The 23,865-nt window shown below is 70.5% G+C and carries 21 protein-coding genes; 11 read left to right on the plus strand and 10 right to left on the minus strand.

The genetic code is table 11. The features are described 5' to 3' along the window. Positions 1-252: 252 nt before the first annotated feature. On the minus strand, positions 253-1,722 hold the full coding sequence (locus tag AC5DRG_RS05160; RefSeq protein ID WP_491808376.1) for an MFS transporter: 1,470 nt from the start codon (positions 1,720-1,722) through the stop codon (positions 253-255). Between the two features lie 146 nt (positions 1,723-1,868). Between AC5DRG_RS05160 and AC5DRG_RS05165 the strand changes: the two genes are divergently transcribed. From AC5DRG_RS05165 to AC5DRG_RS05175, 3 genes are read left to right on the plus strand one after another with little or no spacing between them, the layout of a single operon-like run. Beyond that, complete coding sequence (locus tag AC5DRG_RS05165) at positions 1,869-2,435, plus strand: TetR/AcrR family transcriptional regulator (RefSeq protein WP_491808378.1); 567 nt, start codon at positions 1,869-1,871, stop codon at positions 2,433-2,435. A gap of 31 nt (positions 2,436-2,466) precedes the next feature. Continuing rightward, a complete protein-coding gene (locus AC5DRG_RS05170; protein ID WP_491808380.1) occupies positions 2,467-2,685 on the plus strand; it encodes a hypothetical protein in 219 nt (72 codons plus the stop codon). A gap of 21 nt (positions 2,686-2,706) precedes the next feature. Beyond that, complete coding sequence (locus tag AC5DRG_RS05175; protein ID WP_491808381.1) at positions 2,707-4,329, plus strand: CocE/NonD family hydrolase; 1,623 nt, start codon at positions 2,707-2,709, stop codon at positions 4,327-4,329. Between the two features lie 4 nt (positions 4,330-4,333). Here AC5DRG_RS05175 and AC5DRG_RS05180 read toward each other — a convergent pair whose 3' ends face one another. Next, positions 4,334-5,275, minus strand: coding sequence for a LacI family DNA-binding transcriptional regulator (locus AC5DRG_RS05180; RefSeq protein WP_491808382.1), 942 nt, complete (start codon positions 5,273-5,275; stop codon positions 4,334-4,336). A 135-nt stretch (positions 5,276-5,410) separates the two neighbouring features. Between AC5DRG_RS05180 and AC5DRG_RS05185 the strand changes: the two genes are divergently transcribed. Further along, positions 5,411-6,364: an alpha/beta hydrolase gene (locus AC5DRG_RS05185; protein ID WP_491808384.1), complete on the plus strand. Its 954-nt coding sequence runs from the start codon at positions 5,411-5,413 to the stop codon at positions 6,362-6,364. Further along, the gene (locus tag AC5DRG_RS05190; protein ID WP_491808385.1) at positions 6,361-8,814 is read left to right on the plus strand and encodes a glycoside hydrolase family 2 TIM barrel-domain containing protein; all 2,454 of its coding nucleotides are present in this window, start codon (positions 6,361-6,363) and stop codon (positions 8,812-8,814) included. Before AC5DRG_RS05185 ends, AC5DRG_RS05190 begins: the two co-directional genes overlap by 4 nt. A gap of 139 nt (positions 8,815-8,953) precedes the next feature. Here the strand turns inward: AC5DRG_RS05190 and AC5DRG_RS05195 are convergent, their stop codons facing one another. From AC5DRG_RS05195 to AC5DRG_RS05230, 8 genes are read right to left on the minus strand one after another with little or no spacing between them, the layout of a single operon-like run. Continuing rightward, the gene (locus tag AC5DRG_RS05195; RefSeq protein WP_491808386.1) at positions 8,954-9,736 is read right to left on the minus strand and encodes an alpha/beta fold hydrolase; all 783 of its coding nucleotides are present in this window, start codon (positions 9,734-9,736) and stop codon (positions 8,954-8,956) included. Between the two features lie 32 nt (positions 9,737-9,768). Further along, entirely contained in the window at positions 9,769-10,971 is a 1,203-nt protein-coding gene (locus tag AC5DRG_RS05200; protein WP_491808387.1) for a thiolase family protein, read from the minus strand. Next, positions 10,968-11,612, minus strand: a complete 645-nt coding sequence (locus AC5DRG_RS05205; protein ID WP_491808389.1) for a CoA transferase subunit B — start codon at positions 11,610-11,612, stop codon at positions 10,968-10,970. Before AC5DRG_RS05205 ends, AC5DRG_RS05200 begins: the two co-directional genes overlap by 4 nt. Next, entirely contained in the window at positions 11,612-12,367 is a 756-nt protein-coding gene (locus tag AC5DRG_RS05210; RefSeq protein ID WP_491808390.1) for a CoA transferase subunit A, read from the minus strand. The genes AC5DRG_RS05205 and AC5DRG_RS05210 overlap by 1 nt, the downstream gene beginning before the upstream one ends. Next, positions 12,367-12,651 (minus strand): muconolactone Delta-isomerase, encoded by a 285-nt coding sequence (gene catC / locus AC5DRG_RS05215; protein ID WP_491808391.1) that lies wholly within the window; start codon positions 12,649-12,651, stop codon positions 12,367-12,369. The genes AC5DRG_RS05210 and catC overlap by 1 nt, the downstream gene beginning before the upstream one ends. Positions 12,652-12,657: 6 nt before the next feature. Next, positions 12,658-13,518, minus strand: coding sequence for a catechol 1,2-dioxygenase (gene catA / locus AC5DRG_RS05220; protein ID WP_491808393.1), 861 nt, complete (start codon positions 13,516-13,518; stop codon positions 12,658-12,660). A gap of 59 nt (positions 13,519-13,577) precedes the next feature. Further along, entirely contained in the window at positions 13,578-14,681 is a 1,104-nt protein-coding gene (locus tag AC5DRG_RS05225; RefSeq protein WP_491808394.1) for a mandelate racemase/muconate lactonizing enzyme family protein, read from the minus strand. Further along, positions 14,678-15,601 carry a LysR substrate-binding domain-containing protein gene (locus AC5DRG_RS05230; protein WP_491808396.1) on the minus strand — a complete coding sequence of 308 codons (924 nt, stop codon included), beginning with the start codon at positions 15,599-15,601 and terminating at the stop codon, positions 14,678-14,680. Before AC5DRG_RS05230 ends, AC5DRG_RS05225 begins: the two co-directional genes overlap by 4 nt. Positions 15,602-15,840: 239 nt before the next feature. On the opposite strand from AC5DRG_RS05230, the gene benA reads away from it, so the two are divergent. From benA to AC5DRG_RS05260, 6 genes are all read left to right on the plus strand, one after another. Beyond that, positions 15,841-17,187, plus strand: a complete 1,347-nt coding sequence (gene benA, locus AC5DRG_RS05235) for a benzoate 1,2-dioxygenase large subunit (RefSeq protein WP_491808398.1) — start codon at positions 15,841-15,843, stop codon at positions 17,185-17,187. Further along, complete coding sequence (gene benB, locus AC5DRG_RS05240; protein ID WP_491808399.1) at positions 17,184-17,693, plus strand: benzoate 1,2-dioxygenase small subunit; 510 nt, start codon at positions 17,184-17,186, stop codon at positions 17,691-17,693. The genes benA and benB overlap by 4 nt, the downstream gene beginning before the upstream one ends. 13 nt (positions 17,694-17,706) lie before the next feature. Beyond that, positions 17,707-18,741 carry a benzoate 1,2-dioxygenase electron transfer component BenC gene (gene benC / locus AC5DRG_RS05245; protein ID WP_491808400.1) on the plus strand — a complete coding sequence of 345 codons (1,035 nt, stop codon included), beginning with the start codon at positions 17,707-17,709 and terminating at the stop codon, positions 18,739-18,741. Next, on the plus strand, positions 18,738-19,523 hold the full coding sequence (gene benD, locus AC5DRG_RS05250; RefSeq protein ID WP_491808401.1) for a benzoate diol dehydrogenase BenD: 786 nt from the start codon (positions 18,738-18,740) through the stop codon (positions 19,521-19,523). The genes benC and benD overlap by 4 nt, the downstream gene beginning before the upstream one ends. 139 nt (positions 19,524-19,662) lie before the next feature. After that, entirely contained in the window at positions 19,663-21,030 is a 1,368-nt protein-coding gene (locus AC5DRG_RS05255) for an MFS transporter (RefSeq protein ID WP_491808403.1), read from the plus strand. Beyond that, positions 21,023-23,839 (plus strand): helix-turn-helix transcriptional regulator, encoded by a 2,817-nt coding sequence (locus tag AC5DRG_RS05260; protein ID WP_491808404.1) that lies wholly within the window; start codon positions 21,023-21,025, stop codon positions 23,837-23,839. The genes AC5DRG_RS05255 and AC5DRG_RS05260 overlap by 8 nt, the downstream gene beginning before the upstream one ends. The last annotated feature ends 26 nt before the right edge of the window (positions 23,840-23,865 follow it).

The following is a 23,865-nucleotide window of genomic DNA, read 5'->3' on the forward strand; positions in this document are numbered from 1 at the left end:
CCGCGGTCCTCGGGTACCGGCACCTCCAGCTCCTCGCGGAGGGCGGGGACGAGGATAAAGCGCGGCATGTGGTACTTCGTCGCGGTCTTCCCGCCGCGGGTGCGGCACGGGCTCCCCCGGACAGCCTGTCAGAACCGTCTCGCATCTGGTCATTCATTGGTGAGAGGCGCGGAGCATCATCCTGTTGGCCGGGAGGCGTCCCGCCGGGGGATCATCCGGCGGGGCGCCTCCCGGCCAAGGTCGGTCTCGCCGTCAACGGCTGTTCGCGGATGCCTCGTTCGAGAGGGTAACCGCACCTGGATCGGTAGAACGTTGCGGCGCCGCGGAGCCTTCCGCGGGCTCGGACCTCGCCAGCCACAGGCCGGTGAACACGGCGGTGGCCAAAGTGACGGTGCCGGCAGCGAGGAAGGCGCTGTCGAGGCCAGTCTCGAAGGAGGCGCCGCCGGATTGCCGGGTGCGGACGATGGCTCCGAGTACCGCCACGCCGAGCACCGCGCCGATCTGCCGGGTGGTGCTGCTGATGCCTGATGCGAGGCCGCCTTCCTGCGGGCCGACTGCCTGGATGGCGGCTCCCGTCAGTGGGGACATGGCCAGGGCGAAGCCGATGCCGACGACTGTCAGCCGCCACCACACGTTCCCGTAGCCGGTGTCGGCGTGCACCATCCCGAGCGCCAGCAGACCCAGGCCGGCCAGGGCCAGGCCGGTGGTCACCACGATGCGGAAGCCGTACCGGGCGGCGAGCCGGCCCGCGTACGGGCTGACGATCACCATGGCGAGGGATACCGGCAGGGTCTGCAGGCCGGCGCGCAGGATCGAGCTGCCCTGGACGTACACGAAGAACTGGGAGAAGAAGAACGACGAACCCATGAGCGCGAACCCCACCACGACCATGGCGGTGTTGGACACGGTGAACAGGGGCTGCCGGAACAGCCGCAGCGGCAGCATCGGAGCGGAGCGACGCGCTTCGACGGCGACGAAAGCGGCGAGGAGGATCACCACGGCGGTGAAGCCGCCCAGGATCACCGGCGACGTCCAGCCGCGGGCACCACCCTCGATCAGCCCGTAGGCCAGCGCCCCCACCCCCAGAACGGACAGCGCCGTCCCCGGGACATCGATCGCGGGGGCGCTCGGATTGCGGGCCTCTTCAAGAGTGCGCAGACCGACCAGCAGAAGGACCACGCCGATGGGCAGATTGACCAGGAAGATGGCGGGCCAGCCGAAGGCATCCGTCAGCACGCCGCCGGCCACGGGGCCTGCGGCCAGACCGATTCCGCTGAATCCGGCCCACAGCCCGATCGCCTTGATCCGTTCTTGCGGCACGGGATGGGCGGCGGCGAGCAGGGCGAGCGAGGCAGGGCTCAGTGCCGCGGCCCCGATGCCCTGCAGCACCCGGCCGGCGACCAGCCAGCCGACCGAGGGCGCGAGGCTGCACAGGACCGACGCGGTGGTGAACACCGCCACGCCGGCCAGGTACACCCGCTTGCGGCCGAACCGGTCGGCGAAGACACCGCCGGACAGCAGCAGCATGGCGACCAGCAGTACGTACGCGTCGACGATCCATTGCAGACCGGTCAGGTGAGTGTGCAGCCGGTGCTGCATATCGGGCAGCGCTGCTCCAACAATCGTGTTGTCGAGCAGGACCATGAACTGGCCCAGGCAGGTCACCGTGAGCAGCACGGCCCGGTTCGGTCGACTGCCTACGGCCGCGGGCGATGCAGCCATGGGATTCCTCTCCATCGTTGGTTTGCGCCTCTCCGCGGCCGACGTGGTCAGCCGCTGGGCGCTCTAAAGCAGTCGGTGGCTGCGTTAGGCGACTGTAAGGAGGATCGCCTCGCAAACGCAAGTGATAACTGCGTTAAGGTGGGGGCGTGAACGAGCGACAGCGAGCCCGGCGGCCCGGCGGGCGCAGCGCCCGCGTCGGCGCGGCGGTGCACCAGGCCGTCGCCGACCTGATCAGCGAGCGCGGCTACGGCAACTTCACCGTCGGCGAGGTCGCAGCCCGCGCGGGCGTGGCCGACAGCAGCATCTACCGCCGGTGGGGCAGCCTGGAGACCCTGCTCACCGACGTGGCGCTCACCCGCCTCAACGCGCGGTCGCCGATGCCCGACACCGGGAGCCTGGTCGGCGACCTGCGCACTTACGCGGCCAACGTGGCCCGCGAGATCACCGGACCGGACGGTCTCATGGTGGTGCGCCTGGCCGTCGCCCTGTCGAGCAACGGTCAGCAGGGCCTACGGGCACGTGACGACCTCCGCGACGAACGCACCCGGCAACTGCAGTCCATGCTCGATCGCGCCCGCGAACGCGGCGAGCACGCACCCGACGCGTTCGACGTGCTGGACCACATCCTGGCCCCGATGTATATCCGCGTCTTGTTCGGCATGGGCCCGCTCACCCCGGACTACGTCGACGGGCTGGTCGACCGATTGCTGTGACCTCAACCCGGTCCCCGGGATCGCCGTCTCGATGCCGGCGGGCTCGCGCATCGCGAAGAAGCCTAAGATCAAGGCGTTCCTGTCCAAGTCCTCCACGCTCTGGTTCCTGTTCCTCTTCAATGGCGGTGTCGCCGTGGTCAGTTACCTGACCACGGACGGTGTGAAGGGGATCGCGAACCGCCGGAAGCCGTCCACGGCCCGACACCGGGCCTGGAACCGGGGTAGGTATACGCCGACGGTCACCACGTAGGAGCAGACGGAGGACACACCGATGAACCTGGGCAGCCATCTCACTCAGCGCCTGCTGCGCCTTCCGCCGCCCCTGACAAGGGACTTGGTCGTCGAGCGCGATCTGCGGGTGCCGGTGCGTGACGGGGCCGTCCTGCTGGCCGACCGCTGGGCCCCGAGGACCGGGGGCGAGGGCTTGCCGACCGTTCTCCTCCGTATTCCCTATGGCCGGGCGGGCATGGCTGCGGGGCCGATGGTCCGGCCGTTGGCCGAGCGCGGTTTCCAGGTGCTGATCCAGAGCACGCGTGGGACGTTCGGCTCGGGCGGAGACTTCGACCCGTTTCGGCGCGAGCGCGAGGACGGGCTGGACACGCTGGAGTGGGTGATCAAGCAGCCCTGGTTCGGCGAGTCGATGGTGCTGTACGGGATGAGCTACCTCGGCTTCGTCCAGTGGGCGGTGGCCGACCAACTGCCGCCGCAGGTCAAGGCGATGATCCCGGCGGTGTCGGAGTCGGCCCTCACCCTGGAGTTCCTCCGCACGGACGGATTCTCCCTGGAGACGCCGTTCGGCTGGGGCGTCATGGTCGCCGGCCAGGAACGCCGGTGGGCGATGCCGCGCCAGTTGCTGGAGGCGAAGCGGGTGCAACGCGCCCTGCGCACGCTGCCGCTCGGCCAGGCCGATGTCGCTGCCATGGGCCGTCGGTCCGACTACATCCAGGACGTCCTCACCCACGACGCCGGCACGCCGCGATGGGCGGAGGCCGACCACAGCCACCGGGTGGCCGACATCGCCATACCGGTGAGTTCGGTCGGCGGCTGGTACGACATCTTCCTTCCGGGCCAACTCCGCGACCACGAGGCCCTGCAGGCGGCCGGGCGTCCGGCCCGGCTCACGGTCGGCCCGTGGTCGCACACCTCCAGGGGCGTGGGGGTCACGGCGGCCGCCGAGGCCCTCGACTTCGGGCTGGCGCACGCCCGCGGCGAGCAGCCGCCCGAGCGCGCCCCGGTCCGGTTGTTCGTCATGGGCGCGGAGACCTGGCGCGACTTCCCGTCCTGGCCGCCGCCGGGATACTCACCGCAGCGCTTCCATCTCCACCCGGGCGGCCCCCTGGCCACGGATACGCCAGGCGAGTCCGCGCCGGACGGCTACCGCTACGACCCGGCGGACCCGACTCCAGCCGTCGGTGGGGTGCGCCTGGCCCTCGGCGTCAAGGGGGGCCGCGTCGACAACACCGGGCTCGAAGCCCGGCCGGACGTGCTCACGTACACCACCGCCACGCTCGACACGGACACCGAGGTGATCGGCGAGGTCTCCGCCGAGATCTGGTTCAAGTCCAGCCTCCCGTACGCCGATGTGTTCGTCCGGCTGTGCGACGTGGACGACAAGGGCCGCTCGACCAACGTGTGCGACGGCCTGGTCAGCCTGACCGGCGCCGACAAGCCTTCCTGTGCGACGGTGCGGCTGTGGCCTACGGCGTACCGCTTCCGGCGCGGTCACCGCATCCGGGTCCAGGTGTCCAGCGGGGCCTTCCCGCGCTACAACCGCAATCCGGGCACCGGCGAGCCGAGGGCGACCGCCGCAACCCTCCGCGCCGCGGATCAGGAGGTGTTCCACGATCCCGAGCACCCGTCCGCGGTGATCCTGCCGGTCCGGGTGGCCCGGTAGTCGGCTACGCGGACTGCCGAACGATCACTCGCGCCGGTTCGGGGGTGGTGTCGGCCGCCGGCAGGCCCAGTGCGCTGCGTGCGGCGATGCGGCCGATGGCCTCCGCGTCGATGTGCACGGTGGTCAGAGCAGGTGAGAACAGTGCTCCGTGCGGGGTGTCGTCGAACCCGATGACGGCGAGATCCTCCGGTGCCCGCAGTCCGATGTGCCGCATCGCGGCGAGCGTCACGAGTGCGAGGTCGTCGTTGTAGGCGAGGACCGCCGTCACCTCCGGGTGCTCGGCGCGGAAGGTCCGTAGCCGTTCCTCGGCGGCATCGAGGCCGGCAGGAAGGACCAGCGTCGGATGGTCGGCCAGGCCCGCGGCCTGCGTGGCCTGCCGGATGAGCCGCTCTCGCAGACCGGCCAGAGCCTGGAGTTCAGGGGTGTCCGGCATGACGGTGGCGATGTGCCGGTGACCTCGGTCGACGAGGTACTGGACCGGGACGTCGGCCTGAGCGGAGAACGCGTCGAGGGACGTTGCGGCGTCGGTGACGATCGCGTCCGCACGGCCGGCGTCGCTCAGGTCGATCACGGCCCGGGCGGAGACGGCCTGGGCGACATCGGAGAGCGCCTGCGAGGAGAGGTGGCCGTGGAGCACCAGGAGTACGTGGTGGTGCGAGGCGAGTTCGGCGTCGAGGCCCCGGATGTAGCTGCCGAGGCTGCTGCCGGTGGGGATTCCCTCGATGTTGAGCAGGACGATGCGGGACGCCCCTTTGCGCAACGCCTGCGCCGATCCGTTGGGGACGTACCCGAGCGTGCGAGCGGCTTCCCGCACCCGTTCCCGTGTCTCCTGGGAGACGTGCCCGGCCGCGCCGTTGAGCACGAAACTCACCGTGGTCTGTGAGACGCCACTGGCCCGGGCGACGTCTTTGGCTGTCGCGCGCGGGGACTGCGTGGACTTGCTCACTCACTCGCTCCTCGGGACGGGGACCGTCGGCGGGCCTCCTGCGTGCGCCCTGGTCAGTGGGTTGTGCGTTTTCGGCGCGCTGGATAGATTACCCGCGAACACATGGTAATACGATTTACCACGGGAGTGGCGCCCATGAAGCTCGACCTGGTCGACCCGGAGCTGCGCCGCAGCGTCGCACGGATGCCGCGCCTGCCGATCCGGCGGAAGTGGGGGCGGCAGGTCGTGCGTGCCCTGGTCCGCCGGCGCGGGCCGGGCGCTCCGGTCGACGGCGTCGACGTCACCGAAACCGACCAGGGGCAGGGCATACGCCTGTACACGCCTGCCGGTGGCGGTTCGGGGGCGGCGCTGCTGTGGGTGCACGGCGGTGGGTACGTCATCGGCGATGTCGTCCAGGACGACGCCTTCTGCTCCGCGACGGCCCACGCGCTCGGCATCGTCGTCGTCTCGGCGAACTACCGCCTCGCCCCCGAGCACCCCTTCCCGGCCCCTCTCGACGACACCTTCGCCGCGTGGCAGTGGTTGCTGGAGTCGGCCGGGGACCTCGGGGTCGACCAGGAGCGCATCGTCGTCGGAGGTTCCAGCGCCGGCGCGGGTCTGGCGGCCTGCCTGGCGCAGCGGCTGCACGATGCCGGCGGGGTCCGGCCGGCCGGGCAGTGGCTGTTCGCTCCGATGCTCGACGACCGCACCACCGCACGCCGCGAGCTCGACCAGGTGCGGCACCGGGTGTGGAACAACGCCGCGAACCGGACCGGTTGGGGCGCCTACCTCGGCGCCGAGCCCGGCGGCCCGCACGCCCCCGACCACGCGGTCGCGGCCCGGCGCGGTGACCTGAGCGGTCTGCCACCGGCCTGGATCAGCGTGGGCGACATCGACCTGTTCGCCGACGAGTGCCGCACCTACGCCGATCGTCTGCGCGACGCGGGCGTGGACTGCGCCTTCGACCTCGTCCCCGGCGCTCCCCACGGCTTCGAGGCCTGGGCTCCCGACACGCGCATCGCCCGGGAACTCGTGGAGCGCGGCCGTGTCTGGCTGGGGGCACGGCTGACCGGATCTGCCCCCACCCCGCACTCCACGGAGACCACATGATGCGCACATCCTTCAACGACGGCTGGCAGACCCGCCCCAAGGTCAATCCCTTCGCCGAACTGTCCGGCGCGAGGGTTCCCTTCCGTCCGGTGACGCTCCCGCACGACGCGATGATCGAGCGGGAGCGTACGGCCCCGGGCGGCGAGGTCACGATGGAGGGCGGCGCCGGCGCGTACTTCCCGGGCGGGACGTACGAGTACCGCAAGACGTTCTCGGTTCCCGAGGAGCACCGGGGCAAGCGGATCCTCTTCGAGTTCGAGGGCGTCTACCGCGATGCCGTCGTGTTCGTCAACGGTGACTACGCCGGCCAACGGCCCTTCGGATACTCGCACTTCTTCATCGACGCCGACCGGTTCCTGCGCTTCGGCGAGGACAACGAGATCCGCGTCGAGGCCCGCGCCCATCGCGACTCGCGCTGGTATACCGGCGCGGGCATCTACCGCGACACGTGGCTGCTGGTCGGCGAGGTGGTCCGGATCGCGCCCGACGGGGTCCGCGTCACCACCCCGGACATCAACGACGAGCGGGCGGTCGTCGAGGTCGCGACGAGGGTCGAGAACGACTCGATCACGGCCCGTACGGTCGACGTCGTCACTGAGATCCGTGATGCCGGCGGGAGCGTCGTCGCGATCGACGTCTCGAAGGCCACGGTGCTGCCGGGCGAACCTGCGACCGTACGTCAACGCCTGTACGTCCGTTCCCCGTTGCTGTGGAGCCCGGACGCGCCCACCCTGTACGCCGCCACTGTGAGTCTGAAGGACCTGGACACCGAGACCGTCACCTTCGGCATCCGTTCGCTGAGTCTGGACCCCGAACTCGGGCTGCGGATCAACGGCGAGACGGTCAAGCTGCGCGGCGCCTGCGTCCACCACGACAACGGCGTACTGGGCGCGGCGACGTTCGCCCGCGCCGAGGAACGACGGGTCCAACTCCTCAAGGACGCCGGGTTCAACGCGATCCGCATGTCCCACAACCCCATGAGCAAGGCGATGTTGGACGCCTGCGACCGCCTCGGCATGCTGGTGGTGGACGAGGCCTTCGACGTGTGGACGTCCGGCAAGAGCGAGTTCGACTACAGCCTGAACTTCCCGGAATGGTGGGAGCGCGACATCGAGGCGATGGTCGCCAAGGACGTCAACCACCCCAGCGTCATCATGTACTCGATCGGCAACGAGATCCCCGAGACCGGCTCGCCCTTCGGCGCCGCGTGGGGGCGCGAACTCGCCGAGAAGGTCCGCTCATTGGACAGCACTCGCTACGTCACCAACGCGGTGAACGGCATGCTCGCCGTGATGTCCGAACTCGCCAAGATGCGGCAGCAGTCGCAGGAGAAGCCGGCCGATGCGGGTGAGGGTGAGGAGAAGGGCATCAACACCCTCATGGTCGACGCGGGCGACATGATGAACGCGATCAGCGCCTCCGGCCTCGTGTCGGAGAAGACGGCCGAGTCCTTCGCCGTTCTCGACGTCGCCGGCATGAACTACGCCGAGGCCCGCTACGCCCTGGACAAGGACCTGTTCCCCAACCGCATCATCCTCGGCACCGAGACCTTCCCCACCCGCATCGACGGCAACTGGCGCCTGGTGAAGCAACACGGCCACGTCATCGGCGACTTCACCTGGACCGGCTGGGACTACCTGGGCGAGGTCGGCATCGGACGCCCGCAGTACCTCACCCCGGACGCCCCGCGCCCCGCGCACACCGCTCCGTACCCCTACCTGGTCGCGGGCTGCGGCGACCTCGACATCACCGGGCACCGCCGCCCCGCCTCCTACTACCGCGAGATCGTCTTCGGTCTGCGGTCCGAGCCGTACATCGCGGTCCGCCGCCCCGAACACCACGGCAAGACCTACGCCGGGACGCCGTGGGCCTGGAGCGACTCGATCTCCAGCTGGACCTGGCCGGGATTCGAGGGCGAGCCGGTCGCCGTCGAGGTCTACGGCGACGCCGACGAGGTCGAACTCCTCGTCAACGGAGGCTCGTTGGGACGGCAGCCGGTGGGCGAGGACCACCGCTTCCGCACCGAGTTCGACACGACGTACGAGCCCGGCGAACTCCTCGCCATCGCCTACCGGGACGGCGCCGAAACCGGCCGTACCACCCTGCGCTCCGCGACCGGCGAGGTGCGGCTGCGCGCAGAGGCCGACCGCCCGGTCATCACCGCGAACCGCGGCGACCTCGCGTACGTCACCGTCACCCTGACGGACCCGGACGGCACCCTCCACACCGCGGCCGACCGCGCGGTGCACCTCGAAGTCTCGGGCGCGGGAGTCCTGTTGGGCTTCGGCAGCGGCGATCCGGCCTCCGAGGAACGCTTCGACGCCACCGAACGCCGTACCTACGAGGGCCGCGCCTTGGCCGTCCTCCGCCCCACCGGCCCCGGCAAGATCCACCTCCTCGCCTCCGCTCCCGGATGTGACCCGGTCGAAGTCCTGGTCACCGTCGAGTAGCAACGGCGGGGGGTCGCCGTGGTCGTAACATCCGGACAGCTCACCCGAAATCGCTCCGCAAAGGAATCTCGGCAAGCTCCCGCCATGGGAGGTGAGTACGCGGCGTCCGCCGACAAGTGGGAGCAGATCCACCGGGTGGTTACGCAGTACTGAGATGCGTGTTCAGCACGGCCTGTACAGCGTCGGGCTGCTCCACGGCGAGATGGCCGGCGGCGACCGTCTCCAGCTTTGCGCGGGGAATCCCGTCCGCCAGTTCCTGGGCGTGGGGCAAGGGCGTTGCCAGGTCGTGGGAGCCCCCGACGACGAGCGTGGGAGCCGTGATCCGGGCCAGGTCGGGCCGCAGGTCGTAGGCGGCGAGGGCGTCGCAGCAGGCCGCGTAGCCGACCGGATCGGCGTCGGCGAGGTTGCGCAGCAGGGCGCGACCAAGGGGCTGTTCGGCCGTATGCGGTTCGGCGAACCAGCGGCCGGGGCTGCTCACCAGCAGTGGCTCGGTCCCCTTGAGCCGTACGAGGGCGGCGCGTTCCCGCCAGGGTTCCGGCGGGCCGAAGTGGGCGGACGAGCAGATCAGCGCCAACGAGGCCACGCGGTCGGGGTGTTGGACCGCGAGGTGGGCCCCGATGGCGCCGCCCAGCGAGATGCCCGCGTAGTGGAAGCGATCCCGGCCGTGGTGGTCGACGAGGTCGAGGACCAGAGACGCGAGGCCCTCGACCGTCGTGCCGTCCGGTTCTGGAGCGGGGAGCAGACCGCTCGGTGAACCGCCGTGTCCGGGAAGGTCGAAGCTCAGTACCCGGTGGTCGCGGGAGAGGGCGGCCAGCTGTGCCTGCCAGACGGTCGTCGACGTGCCCAGGGACGGGCCGAGGACCAGCAGCGGTGCGTCGGCCGGTCCGACGGCCTGGTGATGCAGCAGGTGCGGGGAAGTCACTGCGGCTCCTGGGGCGTGTGCGGCTGCGTGGCTCAGCGTTCGAGGACGAGGGCGAGGCCCTGGCCGACGCCGATGCAGAGGGTGGCGACACCGACTCCGGTGCCGCGGCGGGCGAGTTGGTGGGCGACCGTGCCGGCCAGGCGGGCCCCGGAGGCACCGAGCGGGTGGCCCAGCGCGATCGCGCCGCCCCGGGGGTTGAGGATCGCCGGGTCGAACTCGGGCCACTCGGCAACGCAACCGAGCACCTGCGCGGCGAAGGCCTCGTTGAGTTCGAGAGTTGACAGGTCGTCAAATCCCTTGCCCGCCTTGGCGAGGGCGCGGTTGACCGCCTCGACGGGGGCGAGCCCGAAGTACTGCGGCTCGATCGCGGAGACCCCGGAGGCGGACACGCGGGCGAGGGGTTCGCGGCCGGTGGCCTTCAGACCCTCCTCGTCGACGAGGAGCAGGGCCGCGGCGCCGTCGTTCAAGGGGGACGCGTTGCCCGCGGTGACCGTGCCGTGCTCGGTGCGGAAGGACGGCTTGAGCCTGGCCATCGCCGCCGGCGAGGCGTCGACGCGTACGCATTCGTCGGCGGCGAAGACGACCGGCTCGCCCTTGCGCTGCGGGATCGACACCGGGGCGATCTCCCCGTCGAACAGGCCCTCCGCCTGGGCCCGAGTCGCCTTGCGGTGGCTGGCGAGCGCGTACTCGTCCTGCTGCTCACGCGTGATCTTGTGCTTGTCGGCGATGAGTTCGGCGGACTCGCCCAGCGGGATCGTCCACTGCGGGTCCATCCTCGGGTTGACCATCCGCCAGCCCAGCGTCGTCGAGTACAGCTCGGCGTGCCCGGCCGGGAAGGGCCGGTCCGACTTGGGCAGTACATACGGCGCCCGGGTCATCGACTCCACCCCGCCCGCTACGGCGATGGAGGCGTCGCCGACCGCGATGGCGCGGGCCGCCTGGATCACCGCCTCCAGGCCGGAGGCGCACAGCCGGTTGACGGTCACGCCCGGTACGGAGGTGGGCAGCCCGGCCAACAGGGCCGCCATACGGCCGACATTGCGGTTCTCCTCGCCCGCGCCGTTCGCGTTGCCGAAGTACACGTCCTCGATCCGGGACGGGTCCAAGTCGGGGGTACGGGCGAGGAGTTCGCGGATGGCGTGGGCGGCGAGATCGTCCGGGCGGACGGCCGCGAGCGAGCCGTTGTACCTGCCGAACGGCGTGCGGACGGCGTCGACGATGTAGACGTCCTTCATGAGATCTCCTCCGGCATGCGGACCTTGGCGGCGGTCCTGGCGAGTATCTCCTCGACGGCGACACCCGGCGCGGTCTCGATCAGCACCAGGCCCTCGTCCGTCACGTCCAGTACGCCGAGGTCCGTGATGATCCGGTCGACGCATGCCTTGCCGGTCAGCGGAAGCGCGCAGTCCTCCAGGATCTTCGGGCTGCCGTCCTTCGCGGTGTGCGTCATCACGACGATGACCGTGCGGGCGCCGTGGACCAGGTCCATGGCCCCGCCGATCCCGGTGATCATCTTGCCGGGGATGGCCCAGTTGGCGAGATCGCCCCCGGCGGACACCTGCATCGCGCCGAGCACCGCGACGTCGATGTGCCCGCCGCGGATCATCCCGAAGGAGAGCGCGGAGTCGAAGAAGGAGGCGCCCGGCAGGACCGTGACGGTCTCCTTGCCCGCGTTGATCAGGTCGGGGTCGACCTGCTCCTCGGTGGGGTAGGGGCCGGTGCCCAGGATGCCGTTCTCCGACTCCAGGATCACCTCGACGCCCGGCGGGAGATGGTTCGGGATCAGGGTGGGCAGGCCGATGCCCAGGTTCACGTACTGGCCGTCCCGCAGCTCCCGGGCGGCCCGGGCGGCCATCTCCTCGCGTGTCCAGGCCATCAGCCGCTCACCGTCCGCTGCTCGATCCGCTTGTCCGCCGCCTGCTCGGGCGTCAGCGCGACCACCCGCTGCACGAAGATCCCCGGCAGATGCACCGCGTCCGGGTCGATCTCACCCGGCTCCACCAACTCCTCCACCTCGGCGATGGTCACCTTGCCCGCCATCGCGGCGAGGGGATTGAAGTTGCGGGAGGACTTGTTGAAGACCAGGTTCCCGTGCCGGTCGCCCTTCGCGGCCCGGACGAGGGCGAAGTCGGTGCGGATCCCGTGCTCCAGCACATATTCCGTGCCGTCGAACTCCCGCACCTCCTTCGGCGGCGAGGCCAGCGCGACACCGCCCTCACCGTCGTAGCGCCACGGCAGGCCGCCCTCCGCGACCTGCGTGCCCACCCCGGCCGGGGTGAAGAACGCCGGGATCCCGGCCCCGCCCGCGCGCAGCCGCTCGGCCAGCGTGCCCTGCGGGATCAGCTCGACCTCCAGTTCCCCGGCCAGGTACTGCCGGGCGAACTCCTTGTTCGCCCCGATGTAGGAGCCGGTGACGCGGGCGATCCGCCCGGCGGCGAGCAGGACCGCGAGGCCGGACTCCATCGCCCCGCAGTTGTTGGAGACGACCGACAGCCCGCTGACGCCGCGCTCGTACAGGGCCCGGATCAGCACGTTCGGCACACCGCTCAGCCCGAACCCGCCCACCGCGAGCGTCGCGCCGTCCGGCACCTCGGCCACCGCCTCCGGGGCCGTGGCGACCACCTTGTCCATCAGGCGGCCGCCAGATCCGAGGGGTGCTGTGCCAGGGGTGTGACCTCGATGCTCAGGTAGGGGAAGAGCGGGAGGTTCCACAGGAGGCGGTGCAGCGCCTCGTTGTCGGCGACGTCGAAGACGCTGATGTTGGCGTACTGGCCGACACACCGCCAGATGTGGACCCACTCCCCCGACTTCTGCAGTTCGTGGCAGTACGCCTTCTCACGTGCCACGAGGTCCGCGCGTACCTCGGGGTCGAGGTCACGCGGAATCGCGACGTCCATCCGTACCGAGAACAGCACCGTGCATCACGCCTTGTCGAGGACGAAGTCATAGGTGACCTGGTTGCCGTCGAGCTTGCCGTCCGCGACCGGGGTGGGGGCCAGGATCAGTTCGGGCTTCACGGCCTGGGCGATGTCGTCCTCGACGTGGCTGCCGCCCTGGAAGTAGAGCTGGGTGGTGATGAGTTGGTGGCCGGACGCCGACACCTTCAGGTGCAGGTGCGCGGGGCGCCAGGCGTGCCAGCCCGCGGCGGCGATGAGGCGGCCGCAGGAGCCGTCGGTCGGGATCTGGTACGGCGCCGGCTCGATGGTGTTGATCCAGAAGTGGCCGGTGTCGTCGGCGACGACATGGCCGCGCAGGTTCCACTCGGGCAGGCCGGGGGCGAACTGGGAGTAGTAGCCGTCGTTGTCGGCGTGCCAGATCTCCACCGCGGCACCGGACAGCGGTGTGCCGTCCACGCTCGTCACCTGGCCCTGGAAGAGCAGCGGTGTGCCCTCCTCGCCGTCCCGCATCGGCAGGGTCGCCTCGGCGGGCAGGCGCGGGGAGTCGGGGACGTAGTACGGGCCTTCGATGGTGCCCTTGCTGCCTTCGCGGTTCTCGTTCGCTACCTCCTCCACGACGTGCTCGATCCACACGTCGAGGAAGAGCGGCCACTCGCCGTCCTGGCCGACCTGGATCAGCCATGCCTTCAGGGCGTCGTACTCGGCGTAGGTGACCTTGTGGCGGCGGACGATGTCGTGGACGGCGGTGATGAGTTCGGTGGCGAGGGTGTCGACGCGCTGGGTGTCGGCGTCGGCGGCACCGGACTGCTGCCTGCTGCGGAACCGCTCGGTGGCTGCGGCGCCGGAGGCTGCGGCGGTGGCCTGCTCGGTGATGATGTCGGTCATGGTCTTCCCGTCCCTAGAAAGATTTTTGAGGGTTCGTCAGTAATGTGATCAGCGATGTGTCAGAGGTCCCGCCGGTAGCGGGCCAGCTTGTCGGGGTCGATGTCGATGCCGAGTCCGGCGCCCTCGCGGATGCGCAGGGTGCCGTCCTCGATGGTCAGCGGCTCGGTGAGGAGGTCGTCGGTCATGTCGAGGAAGTTGGACAGCTCGCCGGCCTGCCGGGTGGTCGTGCGGTGCGCGGCACCGAAGGCGACCGAGCACAACGTGCCGACTTGGCCGTCGATCTGATTGCCCATCACCACCTCGACGCCCAGTCCCTCGCACTCGTGCAGCACGCGCTGCGAGGCGGTGAAACCGGTACGCGCGGTCTTGATGCTGATGGCGGTGGCGGAGCCGCCGAGGAGTTCGCGGGTCACCTCGGCGGCCCGGGTGGCGCTCTCGTCGGCGATGAAGGGAATGGGGCTCTGGGCGACCAGCCAGCGTCTGCCCAACACGTCGTCGGCGGGGCAGAGTTCCTCGGCGAAGGTCAGGCCGAGGTCGGCCATCTCGCGCAGGGCGCGGGCCGACTCGGACACCGTCCAGCCACGATTCCCGTCGATGTAGAGGTCGACCTTCGGGCCGAGAGCCTCGCGCAGGGCTCGGCAGGCGGCGACATCGTCGCCGTAGGGCTGGCGGCCGACCTTCACCTTGAAGGTGGTGATGCCGTAGGTGTCCCGGATCCGCTCCGCCTCCGCGACCATCTCGTCGGCGGGCGCGAAGCCGACCATGTGGCTCACCCGCATACGGTCGGTGTAGCCGCCGAGGAGCCCGGAGACCGACATGCCGGCGGCCTGGCCGAGGATGTCCCAAAGGGCCATGTCGACAGCTGACTTGGCGGTCGGATTGCCGACGGTGCGGTCGAGTCGTTCGTGGACCGCCTCCCGTTCCAGAGCCGTCAGGCCCAATATCTGCGGGGCGAAGAGCTTGTCGATCACCGCGACGATCGACTCCTGGGTCTCGCCGTACGTGTACGGGCGGGGCGGTGCCTCGGCGGTCCCGATCAGGCCCTCGTCGGTGTGCACTCGTACCAGGACGTGGTCGGCGGCACGGACCTCACCGCTCGCGAATTTCAGCGGCTTCCGGTACGGAATGGCAAAAGGGATTGCCTCCACTTTGACGATCTTCATGCCGCTCCCTCGGAGACCTCTAGAAATACGTCGTTCTGCTCCAGCACCTTCAGGAGATTCCGCAGCAGCGGTGACTCGTCGCCCTCGCGCCAGGCCAGGTCCAGGCGGACCGACAGCGCGTCCTCGATGTCCTTGCAGAGCACTCCCTCGCGGGGTGCGGAGCGGATCGAGTCCGGGAGCACGGCGATCCCGAGTCCGGCGGCGACCAGCGCCAGGGCGGCCGAGGTCTCGGTCACCTCGTAGGCGTGGTGCGGGTAGAAACCGGAGGCGAGACAGCTGCGGACGACCGCGTCGTTGACGACGGAGCCGAGCGTGGCGCCGTACATGATGAAGTTCTCGTGCCGCAGTTGCTCGACGCGTACGGAGTCCGCCTCGCCGAGCCAGTGCTCCTCGGGGACGGCCACGACCAGGGGCTCGTCGGCGATGGGGCGGTGGACGATCCCCTCCTGCCGCACCGGCGGGCGCAGGACGCCGACGTCGAGTCGGCGCTCGATCAGCCCCGCTTCCTGGGCGGGCGTGAGCATCTCGGTGTGCACCTCCAGCATCACTTGCGGCATCTCCCGTTTCACCAGCCGTGCGAGCAGGGGCAGTTGTCGGTACGAGGCGGATCCCGTCAGGCCGACCCTGAGCACCCCCTCCGCCCCCGACGCGAAGCGTCCGACCCTGGCCACCGCCTCGTCGACGGCCTTGAGGATGCGCTCCACGTCGGTGCGGAACACCTCGCCGGCGCCGGTCAGGGCGACCTGCCGGGTGGTGCGGGTGAACAGCTCCACGCCCAGTTCCGCCTCCAGGCGGCGAATCGCCTGGGAGAGCGGGGGCTGAGCCATGTGCAGGTGTTCCGCGGCCTTTCCGAAATGACGCGTCTCGGCGACGGCCGCGAAATACCGAAGGTGTCTGAGTTCCAGGTTCCTGACTTCCATCGGGCCGCCCCTTTTCCTGTTCCGGCGCCCTCGAATGCGCCTCAGCGTAGAGAGCGAATCCCGTACACCACAAATACTTGATTGCAGCCTATTGAGACGCCGGAGATATCAATACCCCCCTGGGTCAACCCTGGGGAAATGCCTAGGGCCGACCTTTCACCGCGATGTCATGGTGCTGAAAAGCAGCCGCAACACGCGGCGGTCGGCCAACTGGCTTGATCGATTCGGAGGGACGGACCATGGCCCAAGCCCACAGTCGTGCGCGGACCATCCTCGAAGACGCCCTCGTGGAGGACGCGGAGGACGGCGTGTACCGCGTCCGCCGGGGTGTCTTCACGGACGAGGAGCTCTTCGAGCTGGAGATGAAGCACATCTTCGAGGGGAACTGGATCTATCTCGCGCACGAGAGCCAGATCCCGGAGATCGGGGACTACTTCACCACCTACATCGGCCGGCAGCCCGTGGTCATCTCCCGTGACAAACAAGGCGAGTTGCACTGCCTGATCAACGCGTGCAGCCACCGCGGGGCCATGCTCTGCCGCCGCAAGACCGACAACCGCACCACCTTCACGTGCCCGTTCCACGGGTGGACGTTCAACAACAGCGGGAAGCTGCTGAAGGTCAAGGACCCGCGGGAGGCCGGTTATCCCGAGCAGTTCAACACGGACGGCTCGCACGACCTGAAGAAGGTCGCCCGCTTCGAGAGCTACCGCGGCTTCCTCTTCGGCAGTCTCAATCCGGACGTCAAGCCCCTCACCGAGCACCTGGGCGACTCGGCGGTCGTCATCGACATGATCGTCGACCAGTCCCCGGAGGGCCTGGAGGTGCTGCGCGGCTCGTCGACGTACCACTACGACGGCAACTGGAAGCTCCAGGCGGAGAACGGCGCGGACGGCTACCACGTCTCCGCCACCCACTGGAACTACGCCGCCACCCAGGCCCGCAGGACCACCGGGGAGTCGACCAACGACACCAAGACCATGGACGCCGGCGGCTGGTCCAAGCAGAAGGGCGGCTTCTACTCCTTCGAGCACGGCCACCTGCTGCTGTGGACGAAGTGGCTGGACCCCGCCAACCGGCCCCTCGCGGAGAAGCGCGACGAGCTGGTGGAGCGGTTCGGCGAGGACAAGGCCGACTGGATGATCGGCGTCTCCCGCAATCTCTGCCTCTACCCCAACGTCTACCTGATGGACCAGTTCAGCTCGCAGATACGGCACTTCAGGCCGATCTCCGTGGACAGGACCGAGGTCACCATCTACTGCATCGCCCCCAAGGGCGAGTCGGCCGAGGCGCGGGCCACCCGCATCCGGCAGTACGAGGACTTCTTCAACGCCACCGGTATGGCCACCCCGGACGATCTGGAGGAGTTCCGCTCCTGCCAGAAGACCTACCTGGCCGAGTCCATGCCGTGGAACGACCTCAGCCGGGGCGCCGTGCACCAGATCGACGGCTCGGACGAGGACGCCAAGCGCATCGGCATCAACCCGATCGCCAGCGGGGTGCGCACCGAGGACGAGGGCCTCTACCCCATCCAGCACGGCTACTGGCTGCAGACCCTGCGTGCGGCCCTGGAGGTGGCGAAGTGACGACCACGGCGATCCAGAAAGTCACGCTGGAGGGCATCCGGCAGTTCCTCTACCGCGAGGCGCGCCACCTCGACGACCGCGAGTTCGAGCAGTGGCTGGAGTGCTACCACCCCGACGCCGAGTTCTGGATGCCCGCCTGGGCAGACGACGACGCACTCACCGCCGACCCCCAGCGCGAGATCTCCCTGATCTACTACCCGAACCGCGGCGGTCTGGAGGACCGGGTCTTCCGTATCCGCACCGACCGCTCGTCCGCGACGAGCCTGCCCGAGCCACGCACCGGCCACAACATCACCAACGTCGAAATCACCGGCCAGGACGGCGACTTGGTGGACGTGCGCTTCAACTGGTTCACGCTCTATTACCGCTACCAGACCGTCGACACGTACTTCGGCACGTCCTTCTACCGGATCGACCTCGCCGGCCCCGACCCGCTGATCACCCGGAAGAAGGTCGTCCTCAAGAACGACTACGTGCACCACGTCGTCGACATCTACCACGTCTGAAACGAGCACCTTCATGACATTCCAGGTCGCCCTGGGCTTCGAGGACGGCATCACCCGCTTCGTCGAGTGCCGGCCGGGAGAGACGGTCGCCGACGCCTCGTACAAGGCCCGTATCAACATCCCGCTCGACTGCCGCGACGGCGCCTGCGGGACGTGCAAGTCGGTCTGCGAGTCCGGCAGTTACGACGGCGGTGACTACATCGACGAGGCGCTGACCGAGGACGAGGCCGCCCAGGGCTACTGCCTGCCCTGCCAGATGACCCCGCACAGCGACCTCGTGCTGCGTATTCCGTCGACCTCAGCGGCCGCGAAGACCGCCGCCGCGTCCCACACGGCCACCCTGGTGGACATCCAGCGGCACTCCCCCACCACCGTCGGCTTCACCCTCGACGTCGGCGACCGGGCGGCGCTGGGCTTCCTGCCCGGCCAGTACGTCAACATCGCGGTCCCGGGAACGGACCAGAGCCGGTCGTACTCCTTCAGCTCCGGCCCGAACCAGCACCTCGTCTCGTTCCTGGTGCGCCTCACGGAGGGCGGCGCGATGTCCTCGTACCTCGCCGACCGCGCACAGGTGGGCGACCGTATCGACTTCACCGGGCCGATGGGCAGCTTCTATCTGCGCGAACGCACCCGGCCCGCCCTGTTCCTGGCCGGCGGCACCGGCCTCGCACCCCTGCTGTCGATGCTGGAACGCCTGGCCCAGAGCCCGGACGGGCAGCAGTCGGTCCACCTGCTCTACGGCGTCACCACCGACCAGGACCTCGTCCATCTGGACACCCTGGAGGACTACGCCGGGGTCATCCCGTCCTTCACCTTCGACCACTGCGTGGCCGACGCGTCCAGCAGCGCCCGGAACAAGGGGTTCGTGACGAACCTGATCGACTCCGGCACACTCCACGACGGCGACGCGGACGTCTACCTCTGCGGGCCGCCCGCGATGGTCGAGGGCGTGCGCGGCCACATCGCCTCGCTCGGTGTGACTCCGGCGAGCTTCCACTACGAGAAGTTCGCCCCGGCCGCCGTACGCGAGACGGCGGAGGCGGCATGAGCGTGACCACCATCCACACGGACCGGTTCGCCGACAGGACGGTCGTGGTCACCGGCGCGGCCCAGGGCATCGGTCTCGCCGTCGCCCGCCGCCTGGCCGCCGAGTCCGCCCGGCTGACTCTCGTGGACCGCTCCGAGCTGGTGCACGAGGTGGCCGTAGGACTGGGCGCGCACTCGGTCACCGCCGACCTGGAGGCGTACGCCGGGGCGGAGGAGGCGATCGCCGCGGCGCTGGAGCACCACGGCCGGATCGACGTCCTGGTCAACAACGTGGGCGGAGCCATCAACTTCAAGCCGTTCACCGAGTTCTCCGCCCGGGAGATCGAGGCGGAGATCACGCGCTCGCTGCTGACGACGTTGTGGTCCTGCCGTGCCGTGCTGCCGACGATGACGGAGCGGGGGCACGGCGTGATCGTCAACGTGTCCTCGGCGGCGACCCGCGGTATCCACCGCATTCCTTACTCCGCGGCCAAGGGCGGCGTCAACGCGCTCACCGCGTCACTCGCTTACGAGTGTGCCGACGCCGGCGTCCGCGTGGTCGCCACCGCCCCGGGCGGGACCGAGGCACCCCCGCGCCGGATCTCCCGGGGCACACCGACGCCGGGGACCGCGCGGGAGAAGGACTGGTTCCAGGCCCACATCGACCAGACGCTCTCCTCCAGTCTGCTGAAGCGGTACGGCACGCTCGACGAGCAGGCCGCCGCGATCTGCTTCCTCGCCTCCGACGAGGCGTCCTACATCACCGGCACGGTGCTCCCCGTCGCCGGCGGCGACCTCGGCTGAGACCGCCTGCTCCCCGTCCCCACCTCCCCACGTCCCATGCCCCCCACCTCCCCAGTACCGCATGCCGCTGCCCGGGGTCCCCCCATGCCCGGACAGCGGAGGCAGACCCATCCGCTCTCACGAAAAAGGGGTCACCACGATGAACACCCAGCAGCCCAGAACCGCCGACCCACGACAGCGCGCCACGCTGCGCTGGATCGTCGCCATCACCACGGTCGCCCTCCTCTTCGACGGCTACGACCTCGTCGTCTACGGCACCGTCGTCCCCATCCTCCTGCGGGACCCGAGCCAGATCGGCCAGCTCAGCGCGGGCCAGGCGGGCGCCCTCGGCTCCTACGCACTGGTCGGCGTCATGGTCGGCGCGCTGCTCGCCGGAGCCGTCGGCGACCATCTCGGGCGGCGACGCGTCACGCTGGTCGGCATCGTCTGGTTCTCCGTCGCCATGGGGCTGAGCTCCTTCGCCACCGACATCACCGTCTTCGGGTTCCTGCGCTTCCTCACCGGCATCGGGGTGGGCGCCCTGGTGGCCACCGCCGGTGCCGTGATCGCCGAGTTCGCTCCGCCCCACCGCCGTAACGTCTACAACGCGATCGTCTACAGCGGGGTCCCCGCCGGCGGTGTCCTCGCGGCCCTGCTGGCGCTCGCCTCCGGCGGCGACGACTGGCGCAAGCTGTTCCTCTTCGGCGCCGCACCCCTCGTACTCCTGCTGCCCGTCGCGCTGCTGCGCCTGCCCGAGTCACCGAAGTGGCTGCTGGCCCGCGGACACGAGGCCCGGGCCCGCGAGGTCGCCGCCCGCACGGGGATCGCCCTGCCCGACGGTGCCTCGGCCGAGGCACCGGAGAAGACCAAGGTCGGCTTCGCGGCCCTCGCCACCCGACGCTACGCGCCGGCCACCCTGCTCCTGGGCCTGATGAGCTGCTCGGGCCTGCTGCTCACCTACGCCCTGAACACCTGGCTGCCGGAGATCATGGGGCAGAGCGGCTTCGGCAAGTCGTACGCCCTTCTCTTCCTGCTCACCCTGAACGGCGGCGCCATCATCGGCGGCCTGATCGCTTCGCGGTCCGCCGACCGGCTCGGCCCGCAGCGAGTGATCGCCACTACCTTCGTGCTGGCCGCCGCCTCCCTGTGTCTGCTCCCGCTCGGGCTGTCGCTCGGCGTCCTGCTGGCCCTGGTGGCGACCGCCGGCGTGGGCACCATCGGCACCCAGGTCCTCATCTACGGCTTCGTCTCCAACTACTACGACACCCCGGCCCGCGCCGCGGGCGTCGCCTGGTGCGCGGGATTCGGCCGACTCGGCGGCATCGGCGGCCCCCTCGTCGGCGGGGCGCTCATGGGCGCCGGCCTCTCCCCGCGCCACGCCTTCTACGTCTTCGCCGCGGTCGCCCTCGTCGGAGCCCTGGTCACCTGCTTCGTCCCGCGCCGGGCGGCCGAGCGCACCGAGGCCCGCGCCGCTTCCGTGACCGAGCCGCTCGCGGGCGGCGGTGCTAGCGTCCTGGCACATGAATGACCGCCCTGAGCAGCAGCAACGCCTGATCGGGCGGGTCGGCGAGAGCACCGCGCTGACCCGCTCGCTCGACGCGGCCTGCGCGGGCCGGCCCTCACTGCTCCTGGTCGAGGGACCGGCGGGCATCGGCAAGACAGCCGTCGTCGAACACACCCTCAGGGCCCACCGGCCACCCGACGACATGCCCGCTCCCGGCGTCCTGCGCGTGGCCGGGGTGTCCTGGGAGTCCGCTCTGGCCCTGGGGATCGCGGAACAGCTCGTACAGGCCGGTGAGCCCGGCTCCGCCGTGCCGGACTCCGCCTCCCCGCAGGCGGTCCTGGACACCGGCCGGCTCCTGCACCGCCAGTGGGCGGCCCGGCAGGAGCAGGGGCCTTTCGTGGTGATCGTCGAGGACGCCCACTGGGCCGATGTGGAGAGCCTGCGCGCGATCCGCTCCGCGGTGCGCAGGATGTCGCAGGAGAAGGTCCTCGTCGTCCTGGTCGCCCGCGATTCACCGGACGAGCTGCACGAGACGCGAGGGCCCGGCGAGGACCTGCTGCCGGACCCTGCCCCCTCGGTGCTGCGGACCCTGGAGTTCCTGGACGGCTGTCGCGACGACGCCGTACGGCTGCGGCCGCTGTCCCCCGAGGAGGTCGGGACGCTGGCCCGCGAGATCGAGGGCGTCGACCTCGACCTGTCCGCGGCCCGCCACCTGTGCCGCCACACCCTGGGCAATCCCCGCTACGTCACCCAACTGCTGCGCGAGCTGCCCCGCGAGACCTGGCGGGACTGGCGCCCCGATCTGCCCGCGCCCGCCCGCTACGCCTCGGCCGTACGGCACCGTCTGACCCGGTGCGGCGACACGGCCCGGGCCCTGGTGGAGGCGTGCTCCGTCCTGGCGGACGACGTGTCGCTCGCCGAGGCCGCCGCCCTCGCGGACCTCGACGACCCCCTGCCCGCGGTGGACGAGGCACGGGCGGCGGGGCTACTGACCGCGACCGTCGATCCCGGGCGCACACTGCTGGCGTTCACCCACCCGCTGATCCGGGCGTCCGTCCTCACCGGCATCGACCTGACCCGCCGCGCCGCCCTGCACCGCCGGGCGGCGGTGACCGTCGAGGGCCCCGGCCGGCGGCTGACGCACCGGGTGGCCGCGGCCACCACCGTGGACGGGGAACTCGCCGAGGAACTCGACCGGTACGCGGTCGAACGCGCGGCCGCCGGTGAATGGGCCACGGTGGCCGACATCCTGGTCCGCGCCGGCCGGCTCAGTCCCGCTCGCGCCCTTCGCCAGGACCGGCTGCTGCGTGCCGTCGACGCCATGATCGGTGCCGGGGACGTTCCGCAGGCCGCCGGATTCGCCGCCGAGCTGGAGAGCTTCCCGGCCGGCGCCCTGCGCGACGTGGTGCTCGCCTATCTGTCGATCATGCGCGGACGCCCGTCGGAGGCCGAGGTGTTCCTGACCCGGGCGCAGGATCGCTGCGACCCGGAGCACGATCCCGAGGTGATGGCGAAGCTCTGCCAGCGCCGCGTCCTGCACGCGCTGGGGCGCTGGGATCCGGCCGATCTCGTCGCCTGGGCCCGCCGAGCCGTCGAACTGGCGGATCCCGGCGACCCGTCGGCCGTCGAGTCGGAGGCCATCCTGGGTCTCGGACTCGCCGCCATGGGCCGACCGACGGAAGCCCTGACCGCGTACGATTCGGCCGCCGCCAAACTGCCCGGCGGCGCCCAGCCCCAGCGCTTCCAGCTCGGCCGCGGCTGGGTGGACCTCGCCCTGGACGACCCCGAGGCCGCCCGCCGCAGACTGGAGGCCGCCGTCCCCACCGGCTACCGGATGGGCTCCACGCGCATCTCCCTGTGGGCCCAGGGCTGGCTGGCCCGCACCCAGTTCGCCCTGGGGGCATGGCAGGAGGCCGTCGAGACCGTGCAGCGTGCGGCGGCCCGGCTCGCCGAGGTGCACATCGAACTCGTCCGTCCGCTGGTCCACTGGACCGGTGCCCAGGTGCACGCCCTGCGCGGCGACTGGGACCTGGCCGACCACCATCTGGGCGAGGCCGCGGCCGACGTGCACCACTACGAGGTCATGCTGGTCCCGGCCTGTCTGGCCCGCGCCCAGGTCGCGGAGGCACGCGGCGACTACGGGCGGGCCATCGAGGCGCTGTCCCCGCTGGTCCACCTGCCCGCGCGGCAGGCCATCGACGAGCCGGGGTTCTGGCCCTGGCCGGACGTCTACGCCAACGCCCTGGTGATGACAGGCCAGTTGGACGAGGCGGACGCGTTCCTCACCCCGTACGAGGAACTCGCCGCGCTCCGTTCCCACCGCTCCACCCTGGCCCGGCTCGGTCTGGCCCGTGGGCGGCTCACGGCCGCGCGCGGCGACATCGACACCTCCCGCAAGGAGTTCGAGCAGTCCCTCGCCCACCTGGACAACCTGCCGCTGCCCTACGACCGGGCCCGGGTCAACTTCGCCTACGGCCAGACGCTGCGCCGCGCGGGCAAGCGCCGCGAGGCCGACACCGTGCTCCAGAACGCCCGCGACGCCTATGTCACCCTCGGCGCCCGCACCTACGTCGAACGGTGCGACCGGGAACTCAAGGCGGGCGGCCTGCACGCCGCCCGCGTCGCTCCCGGCCTCTCCCGGCTCACGCCCCAGGAACAGGCCGTGGCCCGGCTCGTCGCCGCCGGGGCGACGAACCAGCAGACGGCCCTGGACCTGTTCATCTCCGTCAAGACCGTCCAGTACCACCTGACGCACATCTACGCGAAGCTCGGCATCCGCTCCCGCAGCGAACTGGCCGCCCGCTTCAGGGAGACCCCGCCGCAGGACGACTGACGGCAGCGCCCTGAGGTGAATCCTGG

Source organism: Streptomyces sp. JLBG701 (assembly GCF_058544905.1).